The following is a 25676-nucleotide window of genomic DNA, read 5'->3' on the forward strand; positions in this document are numbered from 1 at the left end:
AGCGGCAAGGTGATCGTGGGTCACCATGATGATGGTCTTCCCCAAGTCACGGTTCAGCCGCCCAAGCAAGGCCAACACTCCGCGGGCCGAGTTACGGTCGAGATCGCCCGTCGGCTCATCGGCAACGATGATCGCCGGATCCGTGACCACCGCGCGCGCAATCGCAACCCGTTGCTGCTCCCCGCCGGAAAGCTGCCCCGGGTAATGGTCCTTGCGTTCCTCGAGATCCACCATGCGCAAGACCAACTCGATATGCTCGCGCCGCTCGCGCTTGGTGAGCCGCGTGAGCAGCAGCGGCAGCTCGACGTTCTCAAAGGCGGTCAACACGGGTAATAAATTATAGAGCTGAAACACGAAGCCGATGTGCGCCGCGCGCCAGCCCGCGAGCGCCGATTCGTCCAGGCGGCTGATATCGACACCGCCGATGCGGATAGCCCCCGTATCGGGGCGATCGATCCCCGCGATCAGGTTCAGCAAGGTGCTCTTACCGGATCCAGAGGGTCCCATGAGCGCAACGAAATCCCCATCCTCGATGGTCAGATTGATGCCGGTGAGCACCGGGATCCGCCGATCGCCGCGGCGGTAGGACTTGGAAACATCGGCCACCTCGACCATCGTCCTCATCGGCAACTCATAAAGGTTCGATGCGCACCCTGGCGCCGTCGCTGACAGGCAGCGCGGGATCGATCACGACCTGATCGCCTTCCCGCAACTCCCCGCGCACGATGAGCCTGTCGCCCAAGGCTTGCGCGGACCCGATGACCACCTCCTGTGCGCGTTCGCCGTGCACGCGAAATACCACTTGTTGCTCCTGGCGGCGGACCACGGCTGCGCGCGGGATCGTCAACACCGGAAGGGTCTCACCGGCGGATAATTCCCGCGACAAGAAGGCGACCTTCGCGCTCATCTCCGGCAAGATGCGCGGATCGGGATCGAGAAATCCAATCTTAACCAGCACCGTGGCCTTGCTTCTATCCACGGTCGGCACGATGCTCCGCACCACCGCCGCGAGGCGCAGATCGGGTAAGGCGTCCAACTGCACCTCGCACGGCTGCCCGGCGCGCACGCTCGGAAAATTGGACTCGGCCACGTCCGCCTCAACCTGCAGCGAACCCATGTCGGCCAATGAAACCACGGCCCCCTTCGACTGATCAGTTGATGCCAAGGGCGCCACGATGTCGCCGAGGTCCGCGTACTTTCTTAGAATCACGCCGTCGAAAGGAGCGCGGATCGAGGTGTACTCCACGGCCACTTCGGTCTCGTGCAGGGCGCTTTCCGCGGCCGCGACCGACGCCCGGGCGCTCGCGAGGGCGGCTTGGGCTTTTTTTAATCGCGCCTGCGCGGCGTCGTAGTCTTCCCGCGTGGCGAATTGCTTCGTTACCAGCTTAGCGGTTCGTTCAAACATCAAACGCGATTCATCAAGCGCCGCCGCGGCCTCATTGACGTGCGCGCGCGCCACGTCCACGTTCGCGGCCGCGCGGTTCCTGCTCGCAAGCAGGTCCCGATTCTCCAAGCGGGCGAGCACTTGCCCCGCTTTTACCCGGCTGCCCTCTTCGACATGCAAGGACTCCAGGCGCCCGGTCGCCTTGGATGCGACATCCGCCTTGCGCTGCGGAACCACGTAGCCCGTCGCATTGAAGAGCGTGTGCGCCTGAGCCGGAAAGGTACTTGACACCATGGCGACCTTGACGTTCACCGCCCCGTCCAGCCACTCCTTGCCCATCAGAGTCGCTAAAATCGCGATGATAATCGCACCCCCCGCCAGGTACATTGACTTACCCGGCTTGCGTAGCGCATGCGCACCGGGCTTGGCGCCGGGGTCGATACGGAGCTTTGAATAATCTTCCATTTATTAAACGCATACCCCGCGCTCTTGCCGCGGGTACCTCAGCGATGGGGTTTCCAAAGGGGAGAAGCGCAGCTCTCCCCTTCGGTCAAGGGCGGGGTTCATACCCCGCCCGCGAAGTATATTGATTATTCCTCGTTAGACCGCGAGATGCGTGCGCGCGCCGCTTGGATCACCTCTAGGTTACCCGTGAGGAGCCGGCGGTGATCGCGCGCGAGCAGGTTGGATTTTTTCGCCAGCTCGGCCGCCCGGTCCGAGTAACCTTGTTGCAGCCTCAATACCGCGAGCCGGTGCCAGAGCCATGGATTACGGGGTTCGATCCGAAGCGCCCGTTCGAGCGTGGCTGCCGCTTGCTCACCATGGCCGGCCTCGCCTTGCGACCGGGCCAAGCGCAGTAAGGCCGCGACCGCTCGGCTCACCGCGGAGGCGGCCGGCTCCATGGAGATCCGGGCGCTCTTGCTCTCAGCGGCGGCGGTTAACGCATTCCAGGGCTGGACCGCCGCGCCAACATCAACCAAGGCCGACACCAAAACGGTCCCCAGAAATCGACGCCGAAGCTTCATTAGAACAATCCTCGCACGGCCGGCGCATAATCGCTCTCTTCATGCCGATCGCACTGCACCTGCCTGGAAGGAATAAAGGGCGTGATGAAGGGATAGCGCCGGGATCCGGGGCAGGACGGAGTGGTACGCGCCATCGCCCGGACATCCACCCACTGCCACTCCACGCCACGCGGCACCGCCAGATCGAGGGTGGCCGGAGGGCGTTCCTTCATCAGCTCGTACCATACCCGCATGGCGCCTGACGCGCCCGTCAATCCGATCGGCCGATTATCATCGGCGCCCAGCCAAACCGCGGCCAGCACATCCGATCCGAAGCCCACGAACCAGCTATCTCTTAAGCCGTCGGTGGTACCGGTCTTACCCCCGAGGGGCATGGCCTGCGGCAGCTTGGCGCCGAGGGAGGACGCGGTGCCTGAACGGACGACTTGTGCGAGGGCGTAGTTGATCAAATAAACGGGTGCCGCCGGAAGCACTTGCTTCACCGTCAATCCATAGCGCTGCAGAGGCTGACCGTCCTTGGTAAGAACGTCGCGGATGGCGCGCAAGGCGCTGTAGAACCCGCCGCTCGAGAGGGTCTGATACATCTGCGCTACTTCGAGAGGTGACATTTCGATCGCGCCGAGAAAGGTGGACGGATAAGGCGGCACCTCCCCGCTGACGCCTAGTTGAGCCAAGGTCCGCCGGAATTTGTCGATGCCGAGATCGATGCCCAAGCGCACCGTCGCAACGTTGTTGGATTCCGCCAAGGCCAGCATCAAAGGCATACGGCCACGATAGCGCTTGTCGTAGTTTTGCGGGGTCCAGGGCGCGCGGTTACGCTCGCGCAGCACAATGGGGCTGTCGTACAAAGGCGTGATCAGATTATAGCGGGAGGGTTGCGAAAGCGCGGCGAGATACACGGCGGGTTTCACTAAGGAACCCACCGGGCGCTTGGCGTCAAGCGCGCGGTTAAATCCCGCATAGCGCGGATCGCGGCCTCCGGCCAGCGCGAGCACCTCGCCGGTATCGATGGCCGCGGCGACCACCGCCCCCTGCAGACGCCCGGCCTGCATTCGCTTTTGCCTCTCAAGATCGCTAAGACTTGCGCGCAAGGCCTGCTCTGCTCGCCGTTGGGTTTGAGGATCGAGGGTGGTGAAGATCTGTAAGCCCTCGTTGCGCAGATCCTCGTCATCATAAATGATGCCGAGCTGGCGGCGCACCAGATCGACAAACGCGGGGTGATTGGACGTGGCCGATCGATTTTTCTTACTCAGGGTAAGAGGCAATTTCATCAATGCGTCACCCGCCTCGGGGGTAAGCGCACCGCGATTGATCATGAGCGCCAGGACCTGATTCCTCCGTTGGAGCGCGCGTTTCGGATGGCGCCGCGGATCGTAATAGGAGGCGCCGCGAACCAACCCGATGAGCAACGCCAGCTCATGCACTTGGAGCTCACGCAACGGACGGCCGAAATAGAAACGCGCGCCGAGGCCGAAGCCGTGGATCGCTCTAAAACCGTCTTGACCGAGGAAGATCTCATTGATATAGGCTTCGAGGATCTCAGCCTTGCTGTAATGCCATTCCAAGAGGACCGCCATCACCGCCTCGTTGATCTTGCGCCAGAGTGTACGCTCCGAGCTCAAAAACAGGTTTTTAACCAGTTGCTGCGTTAAGGTGCTACCCCCTTGCCGAACTTCACCCGCGCGCAGATTCTCAATGAAAGCGCGTCCAATGGCGAGCGGGTCGATTCCGAAGTGATGCAGGTAGGCTTTGTCCTCGGCCGCTATCAAGCCCTGGACTAGCATGGACGGCACGTCGTCAATCTTGACGAGAATACGATCTTCATTATGGTGAGGGTAAATCCTCGCGATTTCCAAAGGCTCCAAGCGCATGAGCGCCACCTGCGTCCCGCTGCGTCTATCGATAATCGCCTGCACGCGTCCCTGATGCAGCCGGATCTCTACCACCCGCGAGGATTCCTCGCCATCCCAAAACCGATAGCCGCGCGAGAAAAGCCGCACGGAGTTTGACGTCTGTTGATATTGGCCCGGTCTCCGGATGAGCGGCGCCTCTTGATAGCCCAAGACCCCGAGCTCGCTGATGATTTCTGCTCTATGCAGGGTACGCCCCGGGTAGAGTTCCAATGGGCGCGCGTAGACGCGCGCCGGTAGCGACCAGCGCTGCCCATCGAACTGCACGCGGAGCCGGTGATCAACCCACGACACCCAGGCGCCAAAGATCACCAGACAGACCAAACCGAGCCGGATCCACCAAGCGCGCAGCCGCCGATACAGAGATCGTAGCCGTTCTCCCTTGTGCTTGCGACGCGGCACGGAAGCAACTACCGATAGACTTGCGGTCCGCGGATCACGCGCCTAGTGAGCTTTTTGTAGTTAGAAGGCGTCGTGTCGCCTAGAACGGGCCGCCAGAACGACCTCCGCCCGCGGATTGAGATCTCGTGAATAAATCTACTGCGCAGCCCACCCGCATCGTTGCGCGGTGCTCGGAATCCTCATGTATTTCCACATACACTGCGGTTCCTGCGCGCCGTGCGCCTCGCGGGCGGCCTTGCTCGCTACGATTTCTTCACAAGCTCTGCGTGCCGGTATACTGAGAACCTCGCTCCAGAAGCATCCGCTTCGGGAATCGGGAAATAAAGAGGCGTAGTTGTTCACGACGCCTCTAAACGTGATGACAGTCGCGCTAACGCTCTAGCTTCACGCCAACGCGCGGGTGTTACGCTACTTCTTTTTTGCGGGCGCTTTCTTTGCCGGCGCTTTTTTGCTGGCCATGGGCTTCTTAGCCGCGGGCGCCTTCGATGGAGCGGCCTTTTTCTTCATCACTGGTTTTTTTGCAAGTGCCTTCTTTGTTGCTGCCATAAGTTCATCCCCATGTGATAGTTGACGAAAAATCTTGAGAGCGAACTCAAGATTACGACGCTATATACATCACAAACTTGTACTATGCAATAGTTTTGTCATCATCGAATAAAAAGTATTCGTGGACTAAGTGCGGTCGCTATGCATAGATCCAGTAAACGTGCAAACTTTTCCTCGCCGGGATCGGTGTCATTGAAGACATCGAATGATCCGATCGCGAATGTCTTCGACGCTTCCGATTCCATCCACGCGCAGAAACCGCGGTCCGCATCCCGATGCGCGCGCCGAGTAATAATGAACCAAGGGCTCTGTCTGGCGGTGATAAACCTGCAAACGATTTCGTACGGTCTGCTCTTTATCGTCGTCTCGTTGCACCAAGGCTTCGCCGCTCACATCGTCCTTGCCTTCCGACTTGGGCGGATTAAACACCAGGTGGTAGGTTCGTCCCGAGGCCGGATGAACACGCCGTCCGGACATGCGCCGCACGATCTCGTCATCGTCGACGTGGATCTCGATCACAAAGTCGATCATGACGCCGGCCTGATTCAAGCCCTCGGCTTGCGGTATCGTCCGCGGGAATCCGTCAAGCAGGAAACCATTCTTGCAATCGGGCTCCGCGATGCGCTCCCGCACCAGGCCCAAGATAATTTCATCGGAGACTAAGCCGCCGGCCTCCATGACCTTTCTTGCCTCTTGTCCCAAGGGTGAACCCGCGGCCGCCGCCGCGCGCAGCATGTCGCCGGTCGAAACCTTGGGGATATCAAAGCGCCGGCATATAAACTCCGCCTGCGTACCTTTGCCGGCGCCCGGCCCGCCCAATAATATGATCCTCATCTGCTTGCTCCCTAGGCTTATGTCATAGCACGAGAACGTTTGTGCCTGAAGAGATGTAACCAACCTCGGCGGTTCCCTTGATGCCGTGATGTCGCCGCAATCGGCCCGCTCGACGATCATTTTGACACATGAAATAGATGCTCGCATGGAGCTTCACAACCGCCCTCAGACGACATAAGCAACTTGGCTAGCTCAGGCGCTTGTGGGAATATAGCGGCCAAGGCGGAACCTCCGGCTCCGCCTACACGCCTTTCAAGGATGCGCAAGCCTTCGCGAGGGCAACAACGAAAGCCTTACTAGAAAGTTCAGGATACATACACCATGAGGAAAAGACATTTAGTGATGTTGGCCTGTATCTGTGCCTTGTCGTTGAACGTGTCCGCCGAAGAAGCGGTAAAACTCGATACAGATCGCGAAAAGTTGAGTTACGCCATTGGGGTACAAGTGGCTCAGAGTCTCGCCAGTCAGGAAGTCGACCTCGACGCGCGCGCGTTTTCGCTGGCGATCGAGGATATGATTGCCGGCCGCGAACCGCGGATCCCACGCGAGGAATTCCAGGCCCTGCTGGAAAAACAACGGGCCACCATGCTGAAAGCACAGCAAGAAAAGTCCAAAAAGAACCTGGAAGAGAGTAAGGCGTTTCTAACGGCGAATCGCAAAAAGGAAGGCGTCAAGGAGCTACCCAGCGGTTTGCAATACCGGGTCGTTAAGGACGGCGCCGGGGACCAGCCAAAATCCACCGATACGGTATCGGTACACTACCGAGGTACGCTCATCGACGGGCGCGAATTCGATAGCTCCACGCGCGCCGGCCAACCGGCGGTTTTCCAGGTGAACGGCGTGATCAAAGGATGGCAGGAGGCCTTGCCGTTGATGAAAACAGGCGCTAAATGGCAGTTGTTTATTCCGCCCGGACTCGCCTATGGAGAGCGCGGCGCCGGCGGTGCGATTGGGCCGAACGAGACTTTGATCTTCGACATCGATCTGCTCGCCGTCAATCCTGCTAAAAAGTGAATCGTTTCTACTTTGTAAGCGTTTAGCGGTCCGGCCTACGGCGCCGGCGTGGGGGGCAGCTAAGTTGGGATAAGAGCGCTTACATGTTAAACGCCCCATCAGAGCGTGAACCAGGCGCGCGCCTGCTCAGGCTCGTTGAAGAGCTTGCCGCGGAGATCCACGCTCATCCCCCCGGGCGACGTACCTTCACGCTCGAGAGCGCACTCGATCGTGACGTCGGCCTCGATAGTTTGGCGCGCGTGGAGCTGTTCGCGCGTATGGAACGCGAGTTCGGCGTCGCGTTTTCAGAGGGCCTGTTCAGCGAGGTCCAGACGATTCACGATTTGCTGTCGGCGTTGTCCGATCAGCACCCGGCGAGCAAGCCAACTGCGGATCGTCGAGCACCCCTGGAGGCGCCCTCCCCTTCGCACGCCACGCCGCACGGCGCCCGAACGCTTTCCGAGGCGCTCGCATGGCATGCGGCCATCCATCCCGATCGCAAGCACATCACGCTCCTCGGGCCAACCGGCGATGAAGATATCCTCACCTACGGTGATCTCTACGCGGAAGCCAAGGCGATCGGCGGGAGCCTGCAACGGCGAGGGTTGCAACCGCGAGAGGCCGTGGTCCTCATGCTCCCTACGGGCCGCGACTATTTTCGCTGCTTCATGGGCGTGCTGCTCGCCGGCGGGATCCCGGTGCCCGTCTACCCCCCTACCCGTCAGAGTCAGCTCGATGATCACGTGCGGCGCTATGGTGCGATTCTGCGCAACTGCCAAGCCGCCGCGCTGATCACGGTCTCCGAAGGACGCGCACTCGCGCTGCTGTTTAAGGCGCAAACCGACACCCTGCGCTTCATCGCCACCGCCGCTGAGCTTTACCTGGCCGCGGACGGCATCGATATCCCCGTCATTCATGCCGACGACACGGCGTTTCTTCAGTACACCTCGGGCAGCACGGGGATTCCAAAAGGCGTGTTGCTCACCCATGGGAATCTTCTTGCGAATATACGGGCCGCGGGCGCAGCCCTGCGGGCACAATCGAGCGACGTCTTCGTCAGTTGGTTACCGCTTTATCATGATATGGGGCTCATCGGTGCGTGGTTCGGCACCTTGTACCATGCGACGCCCCTCGTCATCATGTCACCCTTGAACTTCCTCGCGCGCCCCCAGCGCTGGCTTTGGGCCATTCATCGCTACCGGGGAACGCTCTCGGCGGCGCCGAACTTCGCCTATGATCTGTGCTCGCGCCGTATCGCCGATGCGGACCTCGAGGGCTTGGATCTGGGCTCCTGGCGTGCGGCCTTGAATGGAGCGGAACCAGTCAACGCAGCCACCCTGCGGCGCTTCAACGCACGTTTCAGCCGTTACGGTTTTCGCCCGGAAACCATGGCGCCGGTCTATGGTCTTGCCGAGGCTTCGCTCGCGCTGACGATGCCGCCGCTCGATCGCGGCCCGCTCATCGATCGAATCGATCGCAAAGCCTTCGCGGAGCGCGGGATCGCCATCCCGGCCGCGGAGACCGATTCCCCCGCGATCGAGTTTGTCGCCTGCGGCCAGCCGATCTCCGGGCACGAAGTCCGGATCGCCGATGAGGGTGGCCGCGAGCTGCCCGATCGCCATCAAGGTCATCTGCAGTTTCGCGGTCCCTCGGCAACCCGAGGTTATTATCGAAACGCCGATGCCACCCGCGATCTCGTCAAAGGCGAGTGGCTCGATCCCGGCGATCTTGCCTACATCGCTCAGGGCGACATCTACATCACGGGCCGCACCAAGGACCTGGTGATCCGCGCGGGACGAAATATCCATCCACATGAAATGGAAGATGCCATCGGACTTATCCACGGCGTGCGCAAGGATCGGATCGCGGTCTTCGGTAGCCCGGATCCGCAAACCGGAACCGAACGGCTGATCGTGGTAGCCGAATCACGCGAATCGCGCCCCGATAAACGCGAGCAGATCCTGGCCCGAATCAACGAAATCGCGACCGATCTCGCCGGCGGTCCACCCGACACCGTGGTATTAGCGCCGCCCGGCACCGTACTCAGAACCTCAAGCGGCAAGATTCGGCGCAGCGCCAGCCGCGATCTTTATGAACGCGGGCAGATCGGTCAGCGTTCACCACCCATATGGCGGCAACTCGGGCGTCTTGTCACAGCCAGCGTTGCGCCTCTCATCAGGCGGCTTGGCAAGGCGCTGCGCGCGCATGCCTACGGGGTCTATGCTTGGACCGTGATCGGACTCATCACACCCCTGGTGTGGATGGCCGTCGTGCTGCTGCCGCGCCTCGAATGGCGCTGGGGAGCCGCAAGCGCCGCCGCGCGCTTCCTCGCCCGTGCCGTCCTCATCCCCTGTACGCTCAAAGGCGTGGAAAACTTACCGCCCGTTGACCAGCCGACAGTTTTTATCGCGAATCACGCAAGCTATTTAGACTCGTACTTTCTGGTGGGCTATCTGCCGCGCATCCCGAGCTTCGTGGCGAAGGCCGAATTAGCGCGGCAGTTTACAGCGCGGGTGTTTCTATCGCGGCTCGCGACCGAGTTCGTGGAACGCTTTGATAAAGAAAAGGGCTTGGCCGACGCACGCAGGATTGCCGGCGCCTTGCGCCGTGGCGGCTCGCTGCTGTTCTTCCCGGAGGGCACCTTCAGCCGCGTTCCGGAGCTGCTCCCATTCCACATGGGCGCCTTCATCGCGGCCGCCGAGACGGCGACGCCGGTCGTCCCAATCGCCATTCAGGGTACGCGCAACATCTTGCGGGCAGGGAACTGGGCGCCTTCCCGCGGCAAGGTCACGATCACGATCGGACCCGCGATCGATACCGGCACGCGGGCGGCGGCCAGCGGACACGACCTATGGAAGACCGCACTCGAACTGCGCGCCGCCGCGCGTGAGTTTATCCAGGCTCATTGCCATGAACCCGATCTTAGGGGCCATCGCAGCGAAGACTCATCCGGGCGTTCAGGTGCATAGGCCGTCATGGTGAACGCTTGAGGACCACATTGGCACGGCAAACCGCCCCAGGGATCGCGATGGTACGCCAGTTACGCGCGCCTGGTTCAGGCGACCGTTTTCTCATCGCCCGGCTTTGGCGGACCCTCTTGGGACGGGTTGTCACTTGCTCCAGTTTTCCGTTGACGCTTCTCTTCTTTTTTCTGTTTCTTGGCTATATCTCTCTGACGCTTCGCGAACGCATAGTTAGGTTTGGGCATTTGTGATCTCTTAGGAATAATGGGGTCGTAGTGGTTTATTTCCATGCATCGGCATGTTTGCGCGGGGCGCCCGCGCTACCGCTCGGCAAATAAAGCCATTCTTTCACGTCATCAATAGTAATATATATAGCCACCTAGCGGAACATGCGCTACCAGGGGATGAGTCCCGATGCGGCGCATGTCTCACCCACAAGCCCATCGCCGCGGACGCATGATATTTTTGATAGAATACGCTAGCGGGCGTTCCCCGCTAGAAATTTATAGATTGAAAAGGAGTATTCGCTATGAAAACGAGGTTTATCTTCTCCCTCACCGCCACTCTATGGAGCCTAGGACTCACTCAGCCGGCGCTATCGGCAACGCCGGATAGCGGCGTCGTGATCCTGCAATGCGGTGTCGCCGGCGACTCGTTCGATGCAACAGCGGCCAGCGAGAGCCGCGGCATCCGCAAAGTTGTCATCAATAACGAATGTGCCCGCGAGCTGGAACTTTATTTACGAGACGGCTTTAAGATCAGAAGCACCTTAGGCGACCAAAGCGGGTTTATCGTAATTTATACGTTAATCGGACCACCGTAACGGCACCCGTGAACCCGAGGTGACGGAGACCAGCATTACGGATCCGGAAAGCTCGCCAGCCCTTCGCTTCCAGAGCCTAACCAGGTTACCGAGCCTCGGAATCATCCGGGTGACGGGTCCCGAGGCGGAGAGTTTCCTCACCGCGCAGTTCACGAACGATGTAGGGACGCTGTCCGAATTGCGTAGCCAATTGGGTGCCTGGTGCAATGCGCAAGGCCGTGTTTTGGTGGTGTTTAGACTGCTAAGGCACGAAGCCTCATATGTGCTCGTGCTGCCCCAAGAGATGATCGGCTCGACACTCGAGCGTCTCAAAAAGTATGTACTGCGCGCGAAACTAACCCTCGAGGAGGCGCGCGAGGAGTTGCGGGTTCTCGCTGCTTTCGGCCCGCAAACTCTCGCCGGCCACGCGGCGCATCTACCGCCCATCCCCGAGCAGGAAAATACGGTCGCGCACCGGGCCGGCGTCTCGGTCATCCGGGTCCCGGGCGCGCTGCCCCGTTGGCTCATCATCGGCGCGAACGAGTCCCTCGCCGCCCTGGGTGCCATAGAGCCGGCGGCGGACGTCTCGGACACCGCGTGGCGGCTAGGGGACATTCTCGCCGGAATACCCATGGTGGGCGCGGCGACCACAAGAGCCTTTCTTCCTCAGATGCTGAACCTCGATGCGTTGGGAGGAGTGAGCTTTACCAAGGGCTGTTATCCCGGGCAGGAGGTGATCGCGAGACTCCAGTACCGGGGCCAACTCAAGCGCAGGATGTATCTCGCGCAGGTCGAGGACGCGGCGCCCCCCCGCGCCGGCGATCCGGTCTATGCCCGAGATCACCTCGCCTCGCAACCCGCCGGACAAATCGTCGCCGCCGCGCCTCGGGACAGCAGGTGTTTCGCGCTGCTTGCCGTGGTCGACAACGAAGCCGCGCACGCCGGGAGCATCCATCTGCTGCACCCCGACGGACCCCCGCTCGCTTTCCAGCCGCTGCCCTACCCGATCGATGACACCGGTGATCTCTCATCCCGCGTAACGGCGCCTCAAGGTCAATGAAGAGTTTTGAGCCGGCGTGGTGGCTGCCGGGGCCGCATGCTCAGACCCTTTGGGGGGCGTTATGTCGTCGCCGAGTCAAGCTGGCCTTGCGGCGCGAACGGCTGGATCTCCCCGATGGGGATTTTATCGATCTGGACTGGCACGACAAGGGCGCTGGGCCCATCGTCGTGATCCTCCACGGCCTCGAAGGCTCGGGCCAGTCCCGTTATGCCAAGGGGTTACTGGCCGCGCTGGGGGCGCGCGGATGGCGCGCTGTGGTCATGCATTTCCGCAGTTGCAGCGGGATCAATAACCGCCTTGCGCGCAGCTACCATTCGGGGGACACAGAGGACTTTAGTTACTTCATCACCACGCTTCAGGGTCGCTATCGCGGCGCCCGCCTCGCCGCCGTCGGTTTTTCCCTCGGGGGGAACGTGCTCTTAAAATTCCTCGGCGAGGCGCAAGAGCGGGCGCCGCTCGCGGCGGCCGTCGCGGTCTCGGTGCCGTTCCAGCTCGACAACGCGGCGGAGCGGCTCGAGCGCGGCTTTTCGCGCGCCTACCAATGGTGGTTACTACGAAGCCTGCGGGCCAAGACCAGGAATAAATTTACCCACCTGCCGAGCCCCATCGATCTTAGCCGCCTCGATAAGCTACGGTCGTTCTGGAGCTTCGATCACGAAGTCACCGCGCCTCTCCACGGTTTTGCCGGCGTGGACGACTACTATGCGCGCAGCAGCAGCCGTCAGTATCTCCCGAGGATCACGGTGTCCACGCTCATTGTCCATTCCCGCGACGATCCGTTCATGACCCCGGCCGCCATCCCCGGCGCCAATGAATTATCATCGAGCACACGCTTGGAGCTCACGGCGCGCGGGGGGCATAACGGATTCGTCGCCGGCGCCTTCCCCGGCCGTCCTTACTATTGGCTGGATCGCCGTATTCCGGAATTTCTCGCGCCTTACCTCATCGCGGGAGACGGCACTTGATGCGTATCAACTTATTGGCACAGAGGGTTGACAGGTAACAGGTCCAGTCGTATCTTCCCTTTTGAAGAAAAAGGCCTTTTAAAATCGCATTCCCTCAACTTATTCTCCCCGTCGCCGACAAGTCATTCCCTCTTCCAGAGGTAATCCTTGCGGCGAGAAACGCGCGAAGCTGTAATGCCGCCATGACAACAGGGGCGTCCGGGTTTAGGCGTCGCGTCTTTGTGGTCATGCCTTTCGGCACGAAGGAGGTGCCGAAGAAACCGCGCGTCGATGCGCCGCCCGCTCCCGAGGCGTCAGCAGAGGCGTTGAAGGTCGATTTCGATAGCGTTTACCAAAGGCTTTTCAAACCGGCGCTGGAAGCCGCCGGATTGCAGCCTTTCCGCGCCGATGACGAGGAAGCCGCCGGGGACATCCTCAAGGACATGTTCGCGGAACTGGTCACGGCGGATTTCGTCCTCGCCGACATCTCTATTCTTAACGCAAACGTCTTCTACGAGCTCGGTATCCGCCACACGGTCGGCCCGCGCGGCGTCATCTGTCTGCATGCCGGCTGGGCCGATCGCCCGTTCGACGTCGCCCCGCAACGGACCTTCAAATACGAAGGCAAACTCTTCCAAGTCGGTAATCCGCGCGAAGGGGACTGGGAGAAAGTGCTCGCCCGCGAAGTCGCAAACCTCGCTGCGACGCTACGCGCCGCCATTGCCGCCGACCGCACCACCGAAAGCAGCCCTGTCTATTCCAACCTGCCGAACCTTCAGCCCGTCGATGCCAGCCGGATCGGCACTGCACGTTTCAAGCATTACCAAGGACAGGCGGATGAGTGGAATCGACGGGTGCTCACCGCCAGCCATGAGGGGTGGGCCGAGGATATCCTGACCTTGGCCGACGACGTGCCATCGCCCTATTTCCGCCGCAAGCTCTTGCGCGATTGCGGCGATGCACTGCTCGCACTCGGTCGGTTCAGCCAGGCGGAGAAAATCTTACGGCAACTGGCCGACGATCTCGAGGGCATCGGCTCCGCCGAGGAGATTCGCGTCAAGTGTCAGCTCGCCCTCATCGCCAATCGCCTGAAACGCAGGCGCGAAGCCAAGGAGAGGCTCGCCCAGCTTGCGCAAACGAATCCGAATGATCCAGAGGTACCCGGACTCATGGGTCGTGTGTACAAGGATATGTGGCGCACCACCTTTGATGGACTGGATAAACTTGAGGACCGGCTCCGCATCGCCATGAGGAACGCGGCCCTCGCTCGCAAATCGCTCCGCAGCTACGAGGTCGCGCTCCGCCGCGACCTTGGCCGCTCTTACAATGGCATCAACGTCGTCAGTCTGGCCGCGCTCCTCGATCATGTCGCCCGCGAGAATCAGCGCACGCCCAAGCTGGAAGTGCCCGATCTTGAAGACCTAAAGATCGTCGTGCGTCTGGCCGCGACCGGCAAGGTCGAGCAGCCCGGCGAGGAAGTCTGGGCGCGCGCCACCCTTGGCAACCTCCACTTGGTCAACGGCGAGGCCGGCGAAGCCCTGGACGAATACGAGCAGGCCAGCGCCGACCCAAGCCTTTCGTGGTTTCACGTTTCCTCAATGTTCGAGCAGGTGCAGCTCTTCCAGCTCCTCGGTTTTCAAACCGGAGCGGTCGATCCCGTCGCAAAGTTGCTCAAGTCGCGGGGCGACGAACTCGGCCGTCCGCACGACTCTTTCGGAAAAGTAGCGATCTGCAGCGGCCACATTATAGACGAGCCCGGGCGCACGCCGCCGCGCTTCCCGCGGGAGAAAGAAGATGCCGTCCGCGCCGAAATCGCGAAGCGTCTCGACCAGTGGAACATCGGAGCCGGAGATCTCGCGGTGTGCGGCGCCGCCCGCGGTGCGGACATCCTTTTCGCCGAAGAGTGCGCCAAACGCGGCGCCCGCATCCGGCTGCTCATCGCAAGGGATCTCGATGCCTTTGTCGAAAGATCGGTGCGTTTACCCGACAGTGACTGGAGCGCCCGCTTTTACGCGCTTTACGCAAAGTCCGAGGTTGCCATCCAGCCGGAGCGTCTTGGCCGGCCGCCCGAGGGAGTCTCACCCTACGCGCGGAATAATCGCTGGATCGTCAATATGGCGCGGGTCGAAGGAGAGAGCAGCAGAAAGATCCTGGCGCTGATCGTTTGGGACGAACGCGAAAGCGAGGGCCAAGGGGGCGCGGCGCACTTCGCGCAGATCGCCGGGCCGTGCGCCGGCGAGGTGGCAATCGTGAATCCAGAGCTTGTTTCCGAGCTGCCTACCGTACCGAAATAACGCGCACATTTTACCAGCCTGGATATGCCCGATTCAAAAACCTGTTTCGTGATCCATGCCGTTCGGGGAGAAGACCGATGTTGGCGGTCAGCAGATCGATTTCGACGATGTTTACGAATTCCTCATCAAGCCGCCGCTAGAGCAGATGCAGCTCGAGGTCTTTCGCTGCGACAAGATTCCGAGCGCGGGCTCGCTCCATCGCGAGATGCTGCGCCACATCCTCGACGATGACCTCGCGATCGTGGACATCACCACCCTCAATCCGAACGTCTTTTATGAATTGGGCGTCCGGCACGCCTTGCACCGCTCCGGCACGATCCTGCTCCGCAGAAAAGGAACCAAAAGCCCGTTCAACATTCAGGGGATGCGGGCCTTCGAGTATGACCTCGACATGCGCAGCGTGGCCGAAGCTCACAAGACACTGCTGCGCGCGCTCGAGCATGCGCTGAGAAGTGTCGAAAGCGACAGCCTAGTTTACGATGCCCTGCCCGGCCTGCAAGTGAAGCCGCCCGCGCCCTAAGACCGTCGCTTCCATGCGCACGCTCAAGTGTTTCGTCATCACACCCTCCGGCAAAAACCCGTCAATGGAGTTGGTCCCGGATGACAAGCATGGACTCGCGCGCCTTCCCTCCGGGTGCGAGGGCCGCGCCGCGAAGGTTACGTCCGTCAACTTTCAGGACGTTTACGAATTCATCATCCTCGAAGCTATCGACAAAGTGAATGCGATTGCTCCGCAAGGCCTCAGAATCCAGGTCACCCGCGGCGAGGATCTGGCGCAGGGCGGCAATATCGTTTCGCAGTTTCTCCAGCAAATCTGCCGCGCGGAAATCACCATCACCGATGTCACAGGTCTCAACCCAAATGTCCTGCTTGAGTATGGCATTCGGCTCTCCGTTCGGGATTCGTTGAACCTCCTGCTTTGTCATCGAGGCGTCCTCTTGCCTATCGACATCGCGGATCAACGTTACATCGAATACACCCAGGAACCAGCAGGGGTAAAGCAAGCGCGCGAAGAGATCGTCCGCGCGATCCAGCATAGCCTGCCCACACTCTCGCAGGAAACTCCGGAGAGTGTCGAGAACCTCTTCCGGCGCACGGTCGAAGTGGCTACCGGAAGGCATCTCGAACGGCGGCTGACGCAAGCCTTCGCGCCCTCCGCCGAGTTGACGGCCGACCTCGCTAACGAGCTGCAACGCCTGGCCGGCGCGACTCCGAAGTTACGAGACCGGTGCTGGAACTTTCTCGAAGGACTTGCGGAGACCCTGCTCGCTGACCCCCTCGGTCGCGAGCGCGCGATTAAAATCTATTCTCTCCTCGCGAGGCTCGATGGTTTTCGCGAAAAACGCCGCGACGTTTTCTACAAGCTCAACGAAATCTGCGCCGAGGATCCAGACCGGCAGGCTGACGCGCTGGCCTATCTCGAACAGGCGAAAACGCTCGAGATCAGTTGACCGTCTCGCCATGACATCTCCAACGAAAAAATTCTTAAAGGCCGAAGCGCTCGCGGCTGTCCGCAAAGGCGAAGTCGAGCCTGGGATCGCCAAGTATCGCGAGTACCTTGCGCTTGCCGACAACACGTCTGACGACGACGCCTGGGCTTCCTTGGGCGGAGCCTACCGCCGTGCCGGCGACCTCGACCAGGCGATCGATTGCTATCGAAAAGCGTACGAGCTCAATCGGCAATCGACCTACGCTTTGGTCAATTTGGTCTCGCTCCATGCGGCGCGAAATACGGCTGCTGATCAAGAGGCGCTGAAACGCGATCTTCCGGAAGCGATTCGTCTCTGCCGCGAAGTGATCGAGCGCACTGACGCCACCTTTTGGAATTGGTATGACTTGGCCACGCTACAACTCATCGAAGGGCCTTCAAGCAGAGCTATCTCTACGCTCTATCACGCCGTGGCTCTGACGCCGCCGACGGCAAAGGAAAACTTCCGCAGTGTCCTGAACAATTTGCGCTTCCTGCACGACCACAATCCCGAGGTCGACGGCTTGGCGGATGCAATTTCGCTCGTCAGCGAACACGCGCAGTAAACCTGTGGCGCCGATGCGCGATCTTCGAAGTGAAAGCCAGAAAATCCCCGCCCGCCTATGAGTGATTCATTCGAATACCTTCAGCGCCGCTCGCGATCACCAGCGTCCACGGGCTTGACGGGATCGCCTTCCTGCACCGGCGCGGGAGCCGTGGGTTTATCGGGCTGGGGTTGCATGACTGGGGGAGCGGTAACCGCTGGCCCCGGCGCTTCGGTCGGAGCCGAAGCCGACTCTGCTGATGGCGCCTTGCCGTCGCCCGGCGGGGCCTGGATGGCCGCCGCTTGCGGGGCATCGTCGGGGCCCGGCAGGTCCGGGCAGGTCTTGCGGTAGGGCTGATCGCTCAGGTACTTCCGCCACTCCTCACGGGCAAGGTTGCGGTTGGCGATGTCGCAGGCGCGCTTCTGCCAGGAATTCGGGTCCACATCCCACAGTCGCACGGTCTTATCCTCACTCGCCGAGGCCAGGCGCTTGCCGTCGGGGCTGAAGGCGACGCTCCGCACGATGGCGTCATGGCCCATGAGCGGTGGGCCGAGGGGCTGGCCGCTCTCGGCATTCCAGAGCCGCACGGTCTTATCCTCACTCGCCGAGGCCAGGCGCTTGCCGTCGGCACTGAAGGCGACGCTTGTCACGGCGTCATCATGGCCCATGAGAGGTGGGCCGAGCGGCTGGCCGCTCTCGGCATCCCAGAGTCGCACGGTCTGGTCACCGCTCGCCGAGGCGAGGCGCTTGCCGCCGGGGCTGAAGGCGACGCCCAACACGTAGCTGTCATGGCCATGCAAAATCTTCTTGACATGGAGATTGGCGAGCAGTGCCGACAGGAGCGCGTGTTGCGCCTCCAACGTCGGCTCGGACTTAGTCACGCCGACGGCTTCATTCGCCAGCAGCAACACCAAGTCGATGCGGTTGCCTTTTTCTTTTTCCGAAGCGATAGCCAAACGTCCCGCATTTGCCCGCTGCGCCTGCCGCGTCGCCTCGAAGTATTGCCAGACCGCCGACCCGGCCACCAGCAGGGCGACCACCAATCCGATCAGGGTGACTCGCGCGGTGCGTTTCTGTGCCGCCGCGGCCTTTTTCTGCTCCTCGGCGATCTGCTCCGCATCCCGGATCCGCCGCTCCTGCTCTTCTCGCTCCGCCGCTTCGCGGGCCTGTTGCGCCGAGGTGCAGGCATTCAGATAGGCCCGTTCGTCAGCGTCTGCGGACACGACGTACCCCGGTGTGGCCAACAGGGTCTCGGCATCCTTCAGCCGCCCGTCGCGGTGGACCAGCAAGTCGTCGCGCTGATCTTCCTTTTTCCACTCCGCCGCCGAGTGCCGGATGTTTTCCAGTAGGCGCAGCTTGTCAAGGTCCTCGATTAGCCAACTGTGCAGGCTCGGCCACTGGCGCAGCAAACTTTCGTGGGCCACCTCGATGAAGTCCTTATCCCGGATAAGTAAACGCGCTTCCACCAGTCGTTCCACGAGCGGATGGACCTCGGCAGGCAGCTCGCCCAGCTTCGCCATCTGGCGCATCGGCTCATTGTTCTCGGGGTTGATCCGGGCGAGGAACGGAATGAAAGCGCGTCGCAGTCCCTGGTATTGCGCTGTACGCTCAGCGGGGATCACGGGCGGCCGGTAGGGCTCCTGCAGCGCCGTATCGATCGCTTCCTGAAAAATCGCGGCCTGCACCGTCTCGTGGCTGCCACGGATGCCCTCGTATTCTTCCAGCGTCAGGTCGCCGTCGCTCCCGAACTTGTGATAGAGCTTTTCCAGCGCGAAACTGAGGAGCGGTAAGGTGTCGGCGCCTCCCGAGAAATCAGCCAGCAGCCGCTCCGTCAAGCGGGAATCGATCGTCAGCTTCCACCCTGCACGGGTAGCCCGCTCGGCCGGGCCATTGATCACTCGCTCGAACTGGCCCGGTGCAAAGGGCCGCAGATCGAACAGTCGCGGCTTGATGCTGCTCAGGCCAGGCGTCATTTGCAGGCCTTCGTAGCGGTCGGAACGGACGGTCAGCAGCACGATGACCCGCCCTTGCGAGCCAGCCGACACGAGCTGGTCGACGGGGGCGTCCGGTTCGGCCAACAGGCTGGCCAGAAGGATCAGGAAACGCTCGGCTTCCGCTGCGCCGTCGGGGTTGAACAACTCTTCCGCCTGATCGATGAGAATAACAATGCTCGGCGGCAGCGGGTCCGCCTCGCCTGAACGTCGGTCGCGCAACCGACGCTCCAGGTCAGCCAATAGCGCGTCGAAGGCTTGCGGCCCGGTGTTGAGCTCCCGCTCGATCTGTCCCAACGTGATATTTCGCCCCAGTGGCTTGAACGCGGCGCCAAGGGCCGGTGCCAGGCCGTCCGCGCCGCAGATCACCACATTGCGCGGACGGATCACCGGCAGCGGGAAAAACTCACGGTCGTCGCGTGCGAGCCGGGGCAGCAGTCCCGTGCGCATGAACGACGACTTGCCGGACCCGGATGCGCCGAGTATCACCAGCAGCCGCTCGATGCCGTTCCGACGCATATCCCGCAGGGTTTCCATGCCATGCAGAATCTGTGCGTTCCGTCCAAAAAAGATCGCCGCATCCTCCGCTTCCAGCGGCTTCAGGCCGCGGTACGGGGCGCGGTCGGGATCGTTCTGCGGTGGCCAGGGGAAATGCTCGGCGCTGATGCCGGTCTTCTGCAGCCCGTTCTTCAGACGCTCCACGCCATCCGCCAGGAATGTGCATTCAGTAGGCTCTTCGCGGAAGTCGAAGCGGCACCGTTGCCGAACAGCGGGCACCATTGCCAGTCGGGCGGCAGCTCCTGTGGATTGCAGGGCTTGACGATGGCAAGAAAAAGATGCTTGCGGAGCGTTTCCGCATAGCGGTACTCGAGCTTGCGCTCGGCCGAGACTAGCCAGGTGGGCGAGACCAGACACAGCACCGCTTCGCAGCGGTCGGCCGCGTTCTTCAGGGCATCCTTCCAGCGCTCTCCCGGACGGAGACCATCTTTCACATCGATATCGAGGAAAACATCGTCCCAGCCGTTATCGGTCAGCCATCGCTTCAGCGCGACGGCTTCCCTGGCATCGTTGCTGCTGTGGCTGATGAATATCGCGGTCATCCCTACTGGCAGCCGTTGAAGATGGCGGTCACGCGCCTTGCTCAGGCGGTGGTTCCTGTTGGGCCCCACCCTTGGCTTGAGACTGCCAGAATAGTTGCTGTTCTTCGGCGATAATGGTTTCGACCCGCTCGACCAGGAGGCGATAGGCGCCGGCCTCGTCCTGCGCGGCGGCGTAAGGATCCGCGTTGTTGAGATACAGGCGGTATTCGCGTTTCATGCCTTCGGAGGCCTTGCGGTAGGCTTGCCAGCTCTCGCCGGGACGCAGCAGAGTATCCACCGCCCGGCTGATGGTGACAGCGGCACCTAACGCGGCGGTAAGATGGGGCACCCAGTCCGCTTCCAGCACTTGGAGCACCGAAATCAGTGTACCAAGGACGATGACGCAGATGGCGAATGCCAAATATCGGCGCTTCTGTTTCCGGGCGCCCTTCGAGTACCACTCGCGCTGGCCATCGAGGACAGTTTGGAAATAATAGTCTGCTCGTGCCTGGCGCGTTTCGATGGGCGACATCCAGGCAGGTTTGACAGATGGGACATCGTTGTCTGGCGGCATGCGCGACTCCCCCCTTATTTAAATTTCGGCTGACCAATGCCACGCTATCGACGATTTTAGCTGACTACGGGCTCTTAGGCGCGAGACCGCTTGACGAGCGTCGCTTGTGAATCGATATTCTGCCGCGATCGCCGTCGCGGCCGCGTGCGGCGGGCACGTGTTTTCGATCGGCTCTGACCGCGTGGATTCTGACTCTATGCTGGAGTTCTTCATCCCGGCGCGACCTCGGCCGTCCGCGGCCGTATGTGCGGGAACAAGAGCACATCGCGGATAGAGCGAGAATCGGTCAATAGCATCACCAGCCGGTCGATCCCGATGCCTTCGCCGGCCGTGGGCGGCAACCCATACTCAAGCGCCAAGACATAGTCGGCATCGTAGTGCATCGCCTCATGGTGACCGGCCTCCTTCGCTTCGGCCTGGCGCCGGAAACGCTCGGCTTGATCGTCGGGATCGTTGAGCTCCGAGAACCCGTTCGCGATCTCCTGCCCCGCGATGAAAAACTCGAACCGATCCGTGATCGTGGGGTCCTCCGCGTTACGGCGTGCGAGCGGGGACACTTCGGTCGGATAGGCGGTGATGAAGCAAGGCGCACGGAGCTTTTCTTCGACGGTCTTCTCGAAGATCTCAAGCTGGATTTTACCGAGCCCAAAACCCGCTTCGATGGCGATCCCGAGCTGGTTGGCGTAGGCGCTCAAAGGATCCAAACGCTCCAAGGTCTCGGGTGCGAGCCCAGGATTGAATTGTATGATCGCTTCTTTGAGAGTCATGCGCGCGAACGGCCGCGACAAATCGAACTCCTCGTCTTGGTAGCGGAGCGCCGTGCTCCCGAGGATCGTTAGCGCGAGCTTGCGGATGAGATCTTCGGTGCGATCCATGAGATCCCCGTAATCCGCGTACGCCTCGTAGAACTCGAGCATTGTGAATTCCGGGTTGTGGCGGGTCGAGAGCCCTTCGTTGCGGAAATTACGGTTGATCTCGAACACCTTCTCCAGGCCGCCGACCACCAAGCGCTTGAGGAACAGCTCCGGGGCGATGCGCAGATAGAGTTGCATATCGAGCGCGTGGTGGTGGGTGACAAAAGGCCGCGCCGCCGCCCCGCCCGGAAGCACCTGCATCATCGGCGTCTCGACCTCGAGGTAGCCGCGGTGTTTCAAGTAATCACGGATAAACTCGATGATCGCCGATCGCCGCTCGAAAACCCGCCGGCTCGCCTCATTCATGATGAGATCGAGATAGCGCCGGCGGTAACGAGTCTCGACATCGCTGAGCCCGTGAAATTTCTCCGGCAAGGGATGCAGGCTCTTCGCGAGCAGGCGCACGCTTTGCACCGCAACGGACAACTCCCCGGTCTTGGTTTTAAACAAGCTCCCCGTGGCCCCGATGACATCACCGATGTCCCAGTCTTTGAAGGCATCGTAACGGCCTTCCCCAAGCAACTCACGGCGCAGATACAGTTGTATGCGGCCACTCATGTCCTGGAGGTGGGCAAAGGCGGCCTTGCCCATGACGCGCCGGGTCATCATGCGGCCGGCGATCGTGACCGCCATCGGCGCCGCCTCGAGCTCGGCGTGGTCTCGATCTCCGAAGCGCCGCTGCAGATCGGCCGCGAGCGCGTCGCGTTTGAAGTCATTGGGATAGGGATCCCCCTCGGCCCGCAGTTGCGCGAGCTTGGCGCGCCGCTGCGCGGATTGAACGTCGTGCTCGGACATCGCCCTGCTCACACCCCGAGCTTCAGGCTCGCCTCGATGAAGCGGTCCAGATCCCCATCGAGCACCGCCTGCGGATTACCGCTCTCCACCCCGGTGCGCAGGTCCTTGATGCGGGATTGATCGAGCACGTAGGAGCGGATCTGACTGCCCCAACCGATTTCCGCCTTCGATTCCTCGAGCGCTTGTTTTTCCGCGTTGCGTTTCTTCATTTCCGTTTCGTAGAGCTTGGCGCGCAGCATCTTCATGGCTTGCGCCCGGTTCTTATGTTGTGAGCGCTCGTTTTGACACTGGACCACGCTTCCCGTAGGCAGGTGCGTGATGCGGATCGCCGAATCGGTCTTGTTGACGTGCTGGCCGCCCGCGCCGCTGGCGCGATAGGTGTCGACTCGAAGGTCGGCAGGATTGATCACGATGTCCACACTGTCATCGATCTCAGGCGACACGAAAACCGAAGCGAAGGAGGTGTGGCGGCGGTTACCCGAATCGAAGGGCGACTTGCGCACCAAGCGGTGCACCCCGGTCTCGGTCCGCAGCCACCCAAAGGCATAGTCACCCTGAAAGTAAACCGTGGCGCTCTTGATCCCGGCGACCTCGCCGGGCGAGACCTCGATTAATTCACATTTGTAGCCGCGTCGGTCGCCCCACTTTAGATACATACGCAGCAGCATTTCCGCCCAATCCTGGGCTTCGGTACCACCCGCCCCGGCCTGGACATCGAGGAAGGCCGGGTTGGGATCCATTTTGCCCGAAAACATGCGCTGAAACTCGAGCGCGCCGACGCGCTCATCGATCGCGCTCACGTCCTCTGCCATGCCTTGCACGGCCGCCGCATCGTCCTCGGCCACCGCCAGTTCGAGCAGTTCCGCGGCGTCCGCCAGGTCGCGATCGAGGCCGTCGATCGCGCCCACCTCCCGTTCCAGCGCGGCGCGTTCCCTACCGAGCGCCTGCACCCGATCGAGATTCTCCCAGAGCGCCGGGTCTTCGAGCGCCTGGACCACCTCGCTCAGGCGGGCGTGCTTCCGGTCGTAGTCAAAGATACCCCCGTAGCGCGCCGAGTCGCTGCCGCGATTCCTGGATCTGATTCAAGATTAGACTGAGCTCAAGCATGAGTATCGGTGTTCGTGATGTTCGCGCACCGATCGTACTATAAGTCCGAGTGTAGGTGCAGGAAGGCGCCAGAATAGCGCGAAGTCACTGGGGCCTGAGGAATAAAAAACGAGCCTTGGCTTTCGAGCAGCTGCGTAGCACAACTTTGGCGTATAATGGCGCGCTTTTTGTGATTGCGTTTCGCCAGTATGAATTCACTCGATAAACTGAGAAATATCGCCATCGTCGCCCACGTCGATCACGGCAAGACGACCTTGGTGGACCGCCTGCTGCAGCAATCCGGGACGCTCGGTGAGCGCGCCGCGCCGCCCGAACGGATCATGGACAGCAACGATCTCGAGCGCGAGCGTGGGATCACCATCCTCGCGAAGAACACCGCCCTGCGCTGGCGCGGCTACCGGATCAACATCGTCGATACGCCGGGCCACGCCGACTTCGGCGGGGAGGTCGAGCGCATCCTGTCGATGGTCGACGCCGTGTTGCTCTTGGTCGATGCCGTGGACGGACCGATGCCGCAGACCCGGTTCGTGACCCAAAAGGCCTTCGCGCGCGGCCTCAAACCGATCGTGGTCATCAACAAAGTGGACCGACCGGGCGCCCGCCCGCACTGGGCGTTGGATCAGACCTTCGAGCTCTTCGACCACCTGGGCGCCACCGACGAGCAGCTCGACTTTCCCGTGGTTTATTGCTCGGCGTTCCGCGGTTACGCCGGCCTCGCGAGCGAGGACATCGATCCCGCGGGCGACATGACGCCCCTTTTCGAGACGATTGTTAAATTCGTGCCGTCGCCGAACGTCAATCGCGCGGGTCCGTTCCAGATGCAGATTAGCTCGCTCGCTTATTCGAGCTACGTGGGCGCCATCGGGGTGGGTCGGATCGCCCGCGGCACGGTCAAGGCGAATACCTCGATTGTGGTCGTCGATCGCGACGGCGGGCGCCGCAACGGGCGGATCTTGCAAGTCCTCGGTTTTCACGGATTGCAGCGGATCGAGATGGATGAAGCGAGCGCCGGCGACATCATCGCCATCACCGGTGTCGAACCCTTAACCATTTCCGACACGATTTGTGATCCGAAGACGGTCGAGGCTTTAGCTCCGCTGGCCATCGATGAGCCCACGGTCCGCATGAGCTTCCAGGTGTCGAACTCGCCCTTTGCGGGACGCGCCGGAAAGTTCGTCACCAGCCGCCAGATCCGCGAGCGGCTACAGCGGGAGCTCATCCACAACGTCGCGCTGCGCGTCGAGGATACCGGGGATCCGGATAAATTCCTGGTCTCGGGCCGCGGCGAGTTGCACCTCTCGATTTTGATCGAAAACATGCGCCGCGAGGGTTATGAGCTGTCGGTCGGGCGGCCCCAAGTCATCGTCAAGGAGATTGATGGCCGGCTCTGCGAACCTTATGAGCAACTCGCCGTCGATGTGCCGGTGGAGGGTCAGGGCGCGGTCATGGAACGGCTGGGTATGCGTAAAGGGGATCTGACGAACATGCAACCCGACGGCCGGGGCCGGGTGCGGCTCGATTATCTTATCCCATCGCGGGGGCTTTTCGGGTTTCGCACGGAGTTTCTGTCCGTGACCTCCGGGACCGGCCTCTTGTATCACACCTTCGAGAGCTACGCTCCGATGAAGCCGGGCGAGCTCGGCCAGCGCACCAACGGGGTCTTGATCTCGATCGGCGAGGGAAGAGCGCTCGCCTACGCGCTGTTCAATCTTCAGGAGCGCGGCCGGCTGTTGATCGGTCCGGGGGAAGACGTCTATACGGGGATGATCATCGGCATCCACGCGCGCGCCAACGATCTGATCGTCAACCCCATGAAGGCGAAGCAATTGACCAATATCCGCGCCGCGGGCTCCGACGAGAACATTATCCTGACCCCGCCGATCCGCTTCGATCTGGAACAGGCGCTCGAATTCATCGACGACGACGAGCTGGTCGAGATCACCCCCAAGGCCATCCGGCTGCGCAAAAAGCTCCTCAACGAACACCAACGCAAACGCGCCGAGCGAGCCGCTTCCGGCGCGTGATCGGCCCTTGCAGCAGCGGGGA

21 protein-coding genes are annotated in these 25676 nt (G+C 61.4%); 10 read left to right on the forward strand and 11 right to left on the reverse strand.

Annotation, left to right across the window (positions count from 1 at the left end; all coding sequences use genetic code 11):
- The 6 genes from M3436_09025 to adk all read right to left on the reverse strand — a co-directional run.
- A partial coding sequence (locus M3436_09025) for an ABC transporter ATP-binding protein (protein MDQ3564263.1) occupies positions 1 to 624 on the reverse strand: 624 nt, incomplete at its 3' end.
- Positions 625 to 631: 7 nt separating this feature from the next.
- A complete protein-coding gene (locus M3436_09030; GenBank protein ID MDQ3564264.1) occupies positions 632 to 1849 on the reverse strand; it encodes an efflux RND transporter periplasmic adaptor subunit in 1218 nt (405 codons plus the stop codon).
- 125 nt (positions 1850 to 1974) lie between these two features.
- Positions 1975 to 2409 carry a tetratricopeptide repeat protein gene (locus M3436_09035; protein ID MDQ3564265.1) on the reverse strand — a complete coding sequence of 145 codons (435 nt, stop codon included), beginning with the start codon at positions 2407 to 2409 and terminating at the stop codon, positions 1975 to 1977.
- Positions 2409 to 4721 (reverse strand): penicillin-binding protein 1B, encoded by a 2313-nt coding sequence (gene mrcB / locus M3436_09040; GenBank protein ID MDQ3564266.1) that lies wholly within the window; start codon positions 4719 to 4721, stop codon positions 2409 to 2411. Before mrcB ends, M3436_09035 begins: the two co-directional genes overlap by 1 nt.
- A gap of 408 nt (positions 4722 to 5129) precedes the next feature.
- A complete protein-coding gene (locus M3436_09045; GenBank protein ID MDQ3564267.1) occupies positions 5130 to 5267 on the reverse strand; it encodes a hypothetical protein in 138 nt (45 codons plus the stop codon).
- 189 nt (positions 5268 to 5456) lie between these two features.
- Positions 5457 to 6101 carry an adenylate kinase gene (adk, locus tag M3436_09050; protein ID MDQ3564268.1) on the reverse strand — a complete coding sequence of 215 codons (645 nt, stop codon included), beginning with the start codon at positions 6099 to 6101 and terminating at the stop codon, positions 5457 to 5459.
- Positions 6102 to 6422: 321 nt separating this feature from the next.
- Between adk and M3436_09055 the strand changes: the two genes are divergently transcribed.
- The 9 genes from M3436_09055 to M3436_09095 all read left to right on the forward strand — a co-directional run bounded on the left by M3436_09055 (position 6423) and on the right by M3436_09095 (position 17191).
- Positions 6423 to 7115 carry an FKBP-type peptidyl-prolyl cis-trans isomerase gene (locus M3436_09055; GenBank protein ID MDQ3564269.1) on the forward strand — a complete coding sequence of 231 codons (693 nt, stop codon included), beginning with the start codon at positions 6423 to 6425 and terminating at the stop codon, positions 7113 to 7115.
- A gap of 83 nt (positions 7116 to 7198) precedes the next feature.
- Positions 7199 to 10063 (forward strand): AMP-binding protein, encoded by a 2865-nt coding sequence (locus tag M3436_09060; GenBank protein MDQ3564270.1) that lies wholly within the window; start codon positions 7199 to 7201, stop codon positions 10061 to 10063.
- A 523-nt stretch (positions 10064 to 10586) separates the two neighbouring features.
- The gene (locus tag M3436_09065; GenBank protein ID MDQ3564271.1) at positions 10587 to 10880 is read left to right on the forward strand and encodes a hypothetical protein; all 294 of its coding nucleotides are present in this window, start codon (positions 10587 to 10589) and stop codon (positions 10878 to 10880) included.
- Between the two features lie 19 nt (positions 10881 to 10899).
- Positions 10900 to 11919, forward strand: a complete 1020-nt coding sequence (locus tag M3436_09070; protein MDQ3564272.1) for a folate-binding protein — start codon at positions 10900 to 10902, stop codon at positions 11917 to 11919.
- On the forward strand, positions 11916 to 12884 hold the full coding sequence (locus M3436_09075; protein MDQ3564273.1) for a hydrolase: 969 nt from the start codon (positions 11916 to 11918) through the stop codon (positions 12882 to 12884). The genes M3436_09070 and M3436_09075 overlap by 4 nt, the downstream gene beginning before the upstream one ends.
- 182 nt (positions 12885 to 13066) lie before the next feature.
- Positions 13067 to 15157, forward strand: a complete 2091-nt coding sequence (locus M3436_09080) for a hypothetical protein (GenBank protein MDQ3564274.1) — start codon at positions 13067 to 13069, stop codon at positions 15155 to 15157.
- Between the two features lie 55 nt (positions 15158 to 15212).
- On the forward strand, positions 15213 to 15677 hold the full coding sequence (locus M3436_09085) for a hypothetical protein (GenBank protein MDQ3564275.1): 465 nt from the start codon (positions 15213 to 15215) through the stop codon (positions 15675 to 15677).
- A 13-nt stretch (positions 15678 to 15690) separates the two neighbouring features.
- On the forward strand, positions 15691 to 16608 hold the full coding sequence (locus M3436_09090) for a hypothetical protein (GenBank protein MDQ3564276.1): 918 nt from the start codon (positions 15691 to 15693) through the stop codon (positions 16606 to 16608).
- A gap of 10 nt (positions 16609 to 16618) precedes the next feature.
- Positions 16619 to 17191, forward strand: a complete 573-nt coding sequence (locus M3436_09095) for a tetratricopeptide repeat protein (protein ID MDQ3564277.1) — start codon at positions 16619 to 16621, stop codon at positions 17189 to 17191.
- A gap of 80 nt (positions 17192 to 17271) precedes the next feature.
- On the opposite strand, the gene M3436_09100 is transcribed toward M3436_09095, so the two are convergent.
- From M3436_09100 to prfB, 5 genes are all read right to left on the reverse strand, one after another.
- Positions 17272 to 19863: a hypothetical protein gene (locus M3436_09100; protein ID MDQ3564278.1), complete on the reverse strand. Its 2592-nt coding sequence runs from the start codon at positions 19861 to 19863 to the stop codon at positions 17272 to 17274.
- The gene (locus tag M3436_09105; protein ID MDQ3564279.1) at positions 19851 to 20261 is read right to left on the reverse strand and encodes a toll/interleukin-1 receptor domain-containing protein; all 411 of its coding nucleotides are present in this window, start codon (positions 20259 to 20261) and stop codon (positions 19851 to 19853) included. The genes M3436_09100 and M3436_09105 overlap by 13 nt, the downstream gene beginning before the upstream one ends.
- Before the next feature lie 28 nt (positions 20262 to 20289).
- A complete protein-coding gene (locus M3436_09110) occupies positions 20290 to 20814 on the reverse strand; it encodes a DUF4231 domain-containing protein (protein ID MDQ3564280.1) in 525 nt (174 codons plus the stop codon).
- A gap of 209 nt (positions 20815 to 21023) precedes the next feature.
- Entirely contained in the window at positions 21024 to 22523 is a 1500-nt protein-coding gene (lysS, locus tag M3436_09115; GenBank protein ID MDQ3564281.1) for a lysine--tRNA ligase, read from the reverse strand.
- Positions 22524 to 22531: 8 nt separating this feature from the next.
- A protein-coding gene (gene prfB / locus M3436_09120; protein ID MDQ3564282.1) for a peptide chain release factor 2 occupies positions 22532 to 23630 on the reverse strand; the annotation gives its coding sequence in 2 pieces (ribosomal slippage) (positions 22532 to 23554 and positions 23556 to 23630; 1098 coding nt in all).
- Positions 23631 to 23818: 188 nt separating this feature from the next.
- Between prfB and typA the strand changes: the two genes are divergently transcribed.
- Entirely contained in the window at positions 23819 to 25654 is a 1836-nt protein-coding gene (gene typA / locus M3436_09125) for a translational GTPase TypA (GenBank protein MDQ3564283.1), read from the forward strand.
- The last annotated feature ends 22 nt before the right edge of the window (positions 25655 to 25676 follow it).

This window comes from Pseudomonadota bacterium, from assembly GCA_030859565.1.
Lineage (GTDB): Bacteria > Pseudomonadota > Gammaproteobacteria > JACCXJ01 > JACCXJ01 > USCg-Taylor.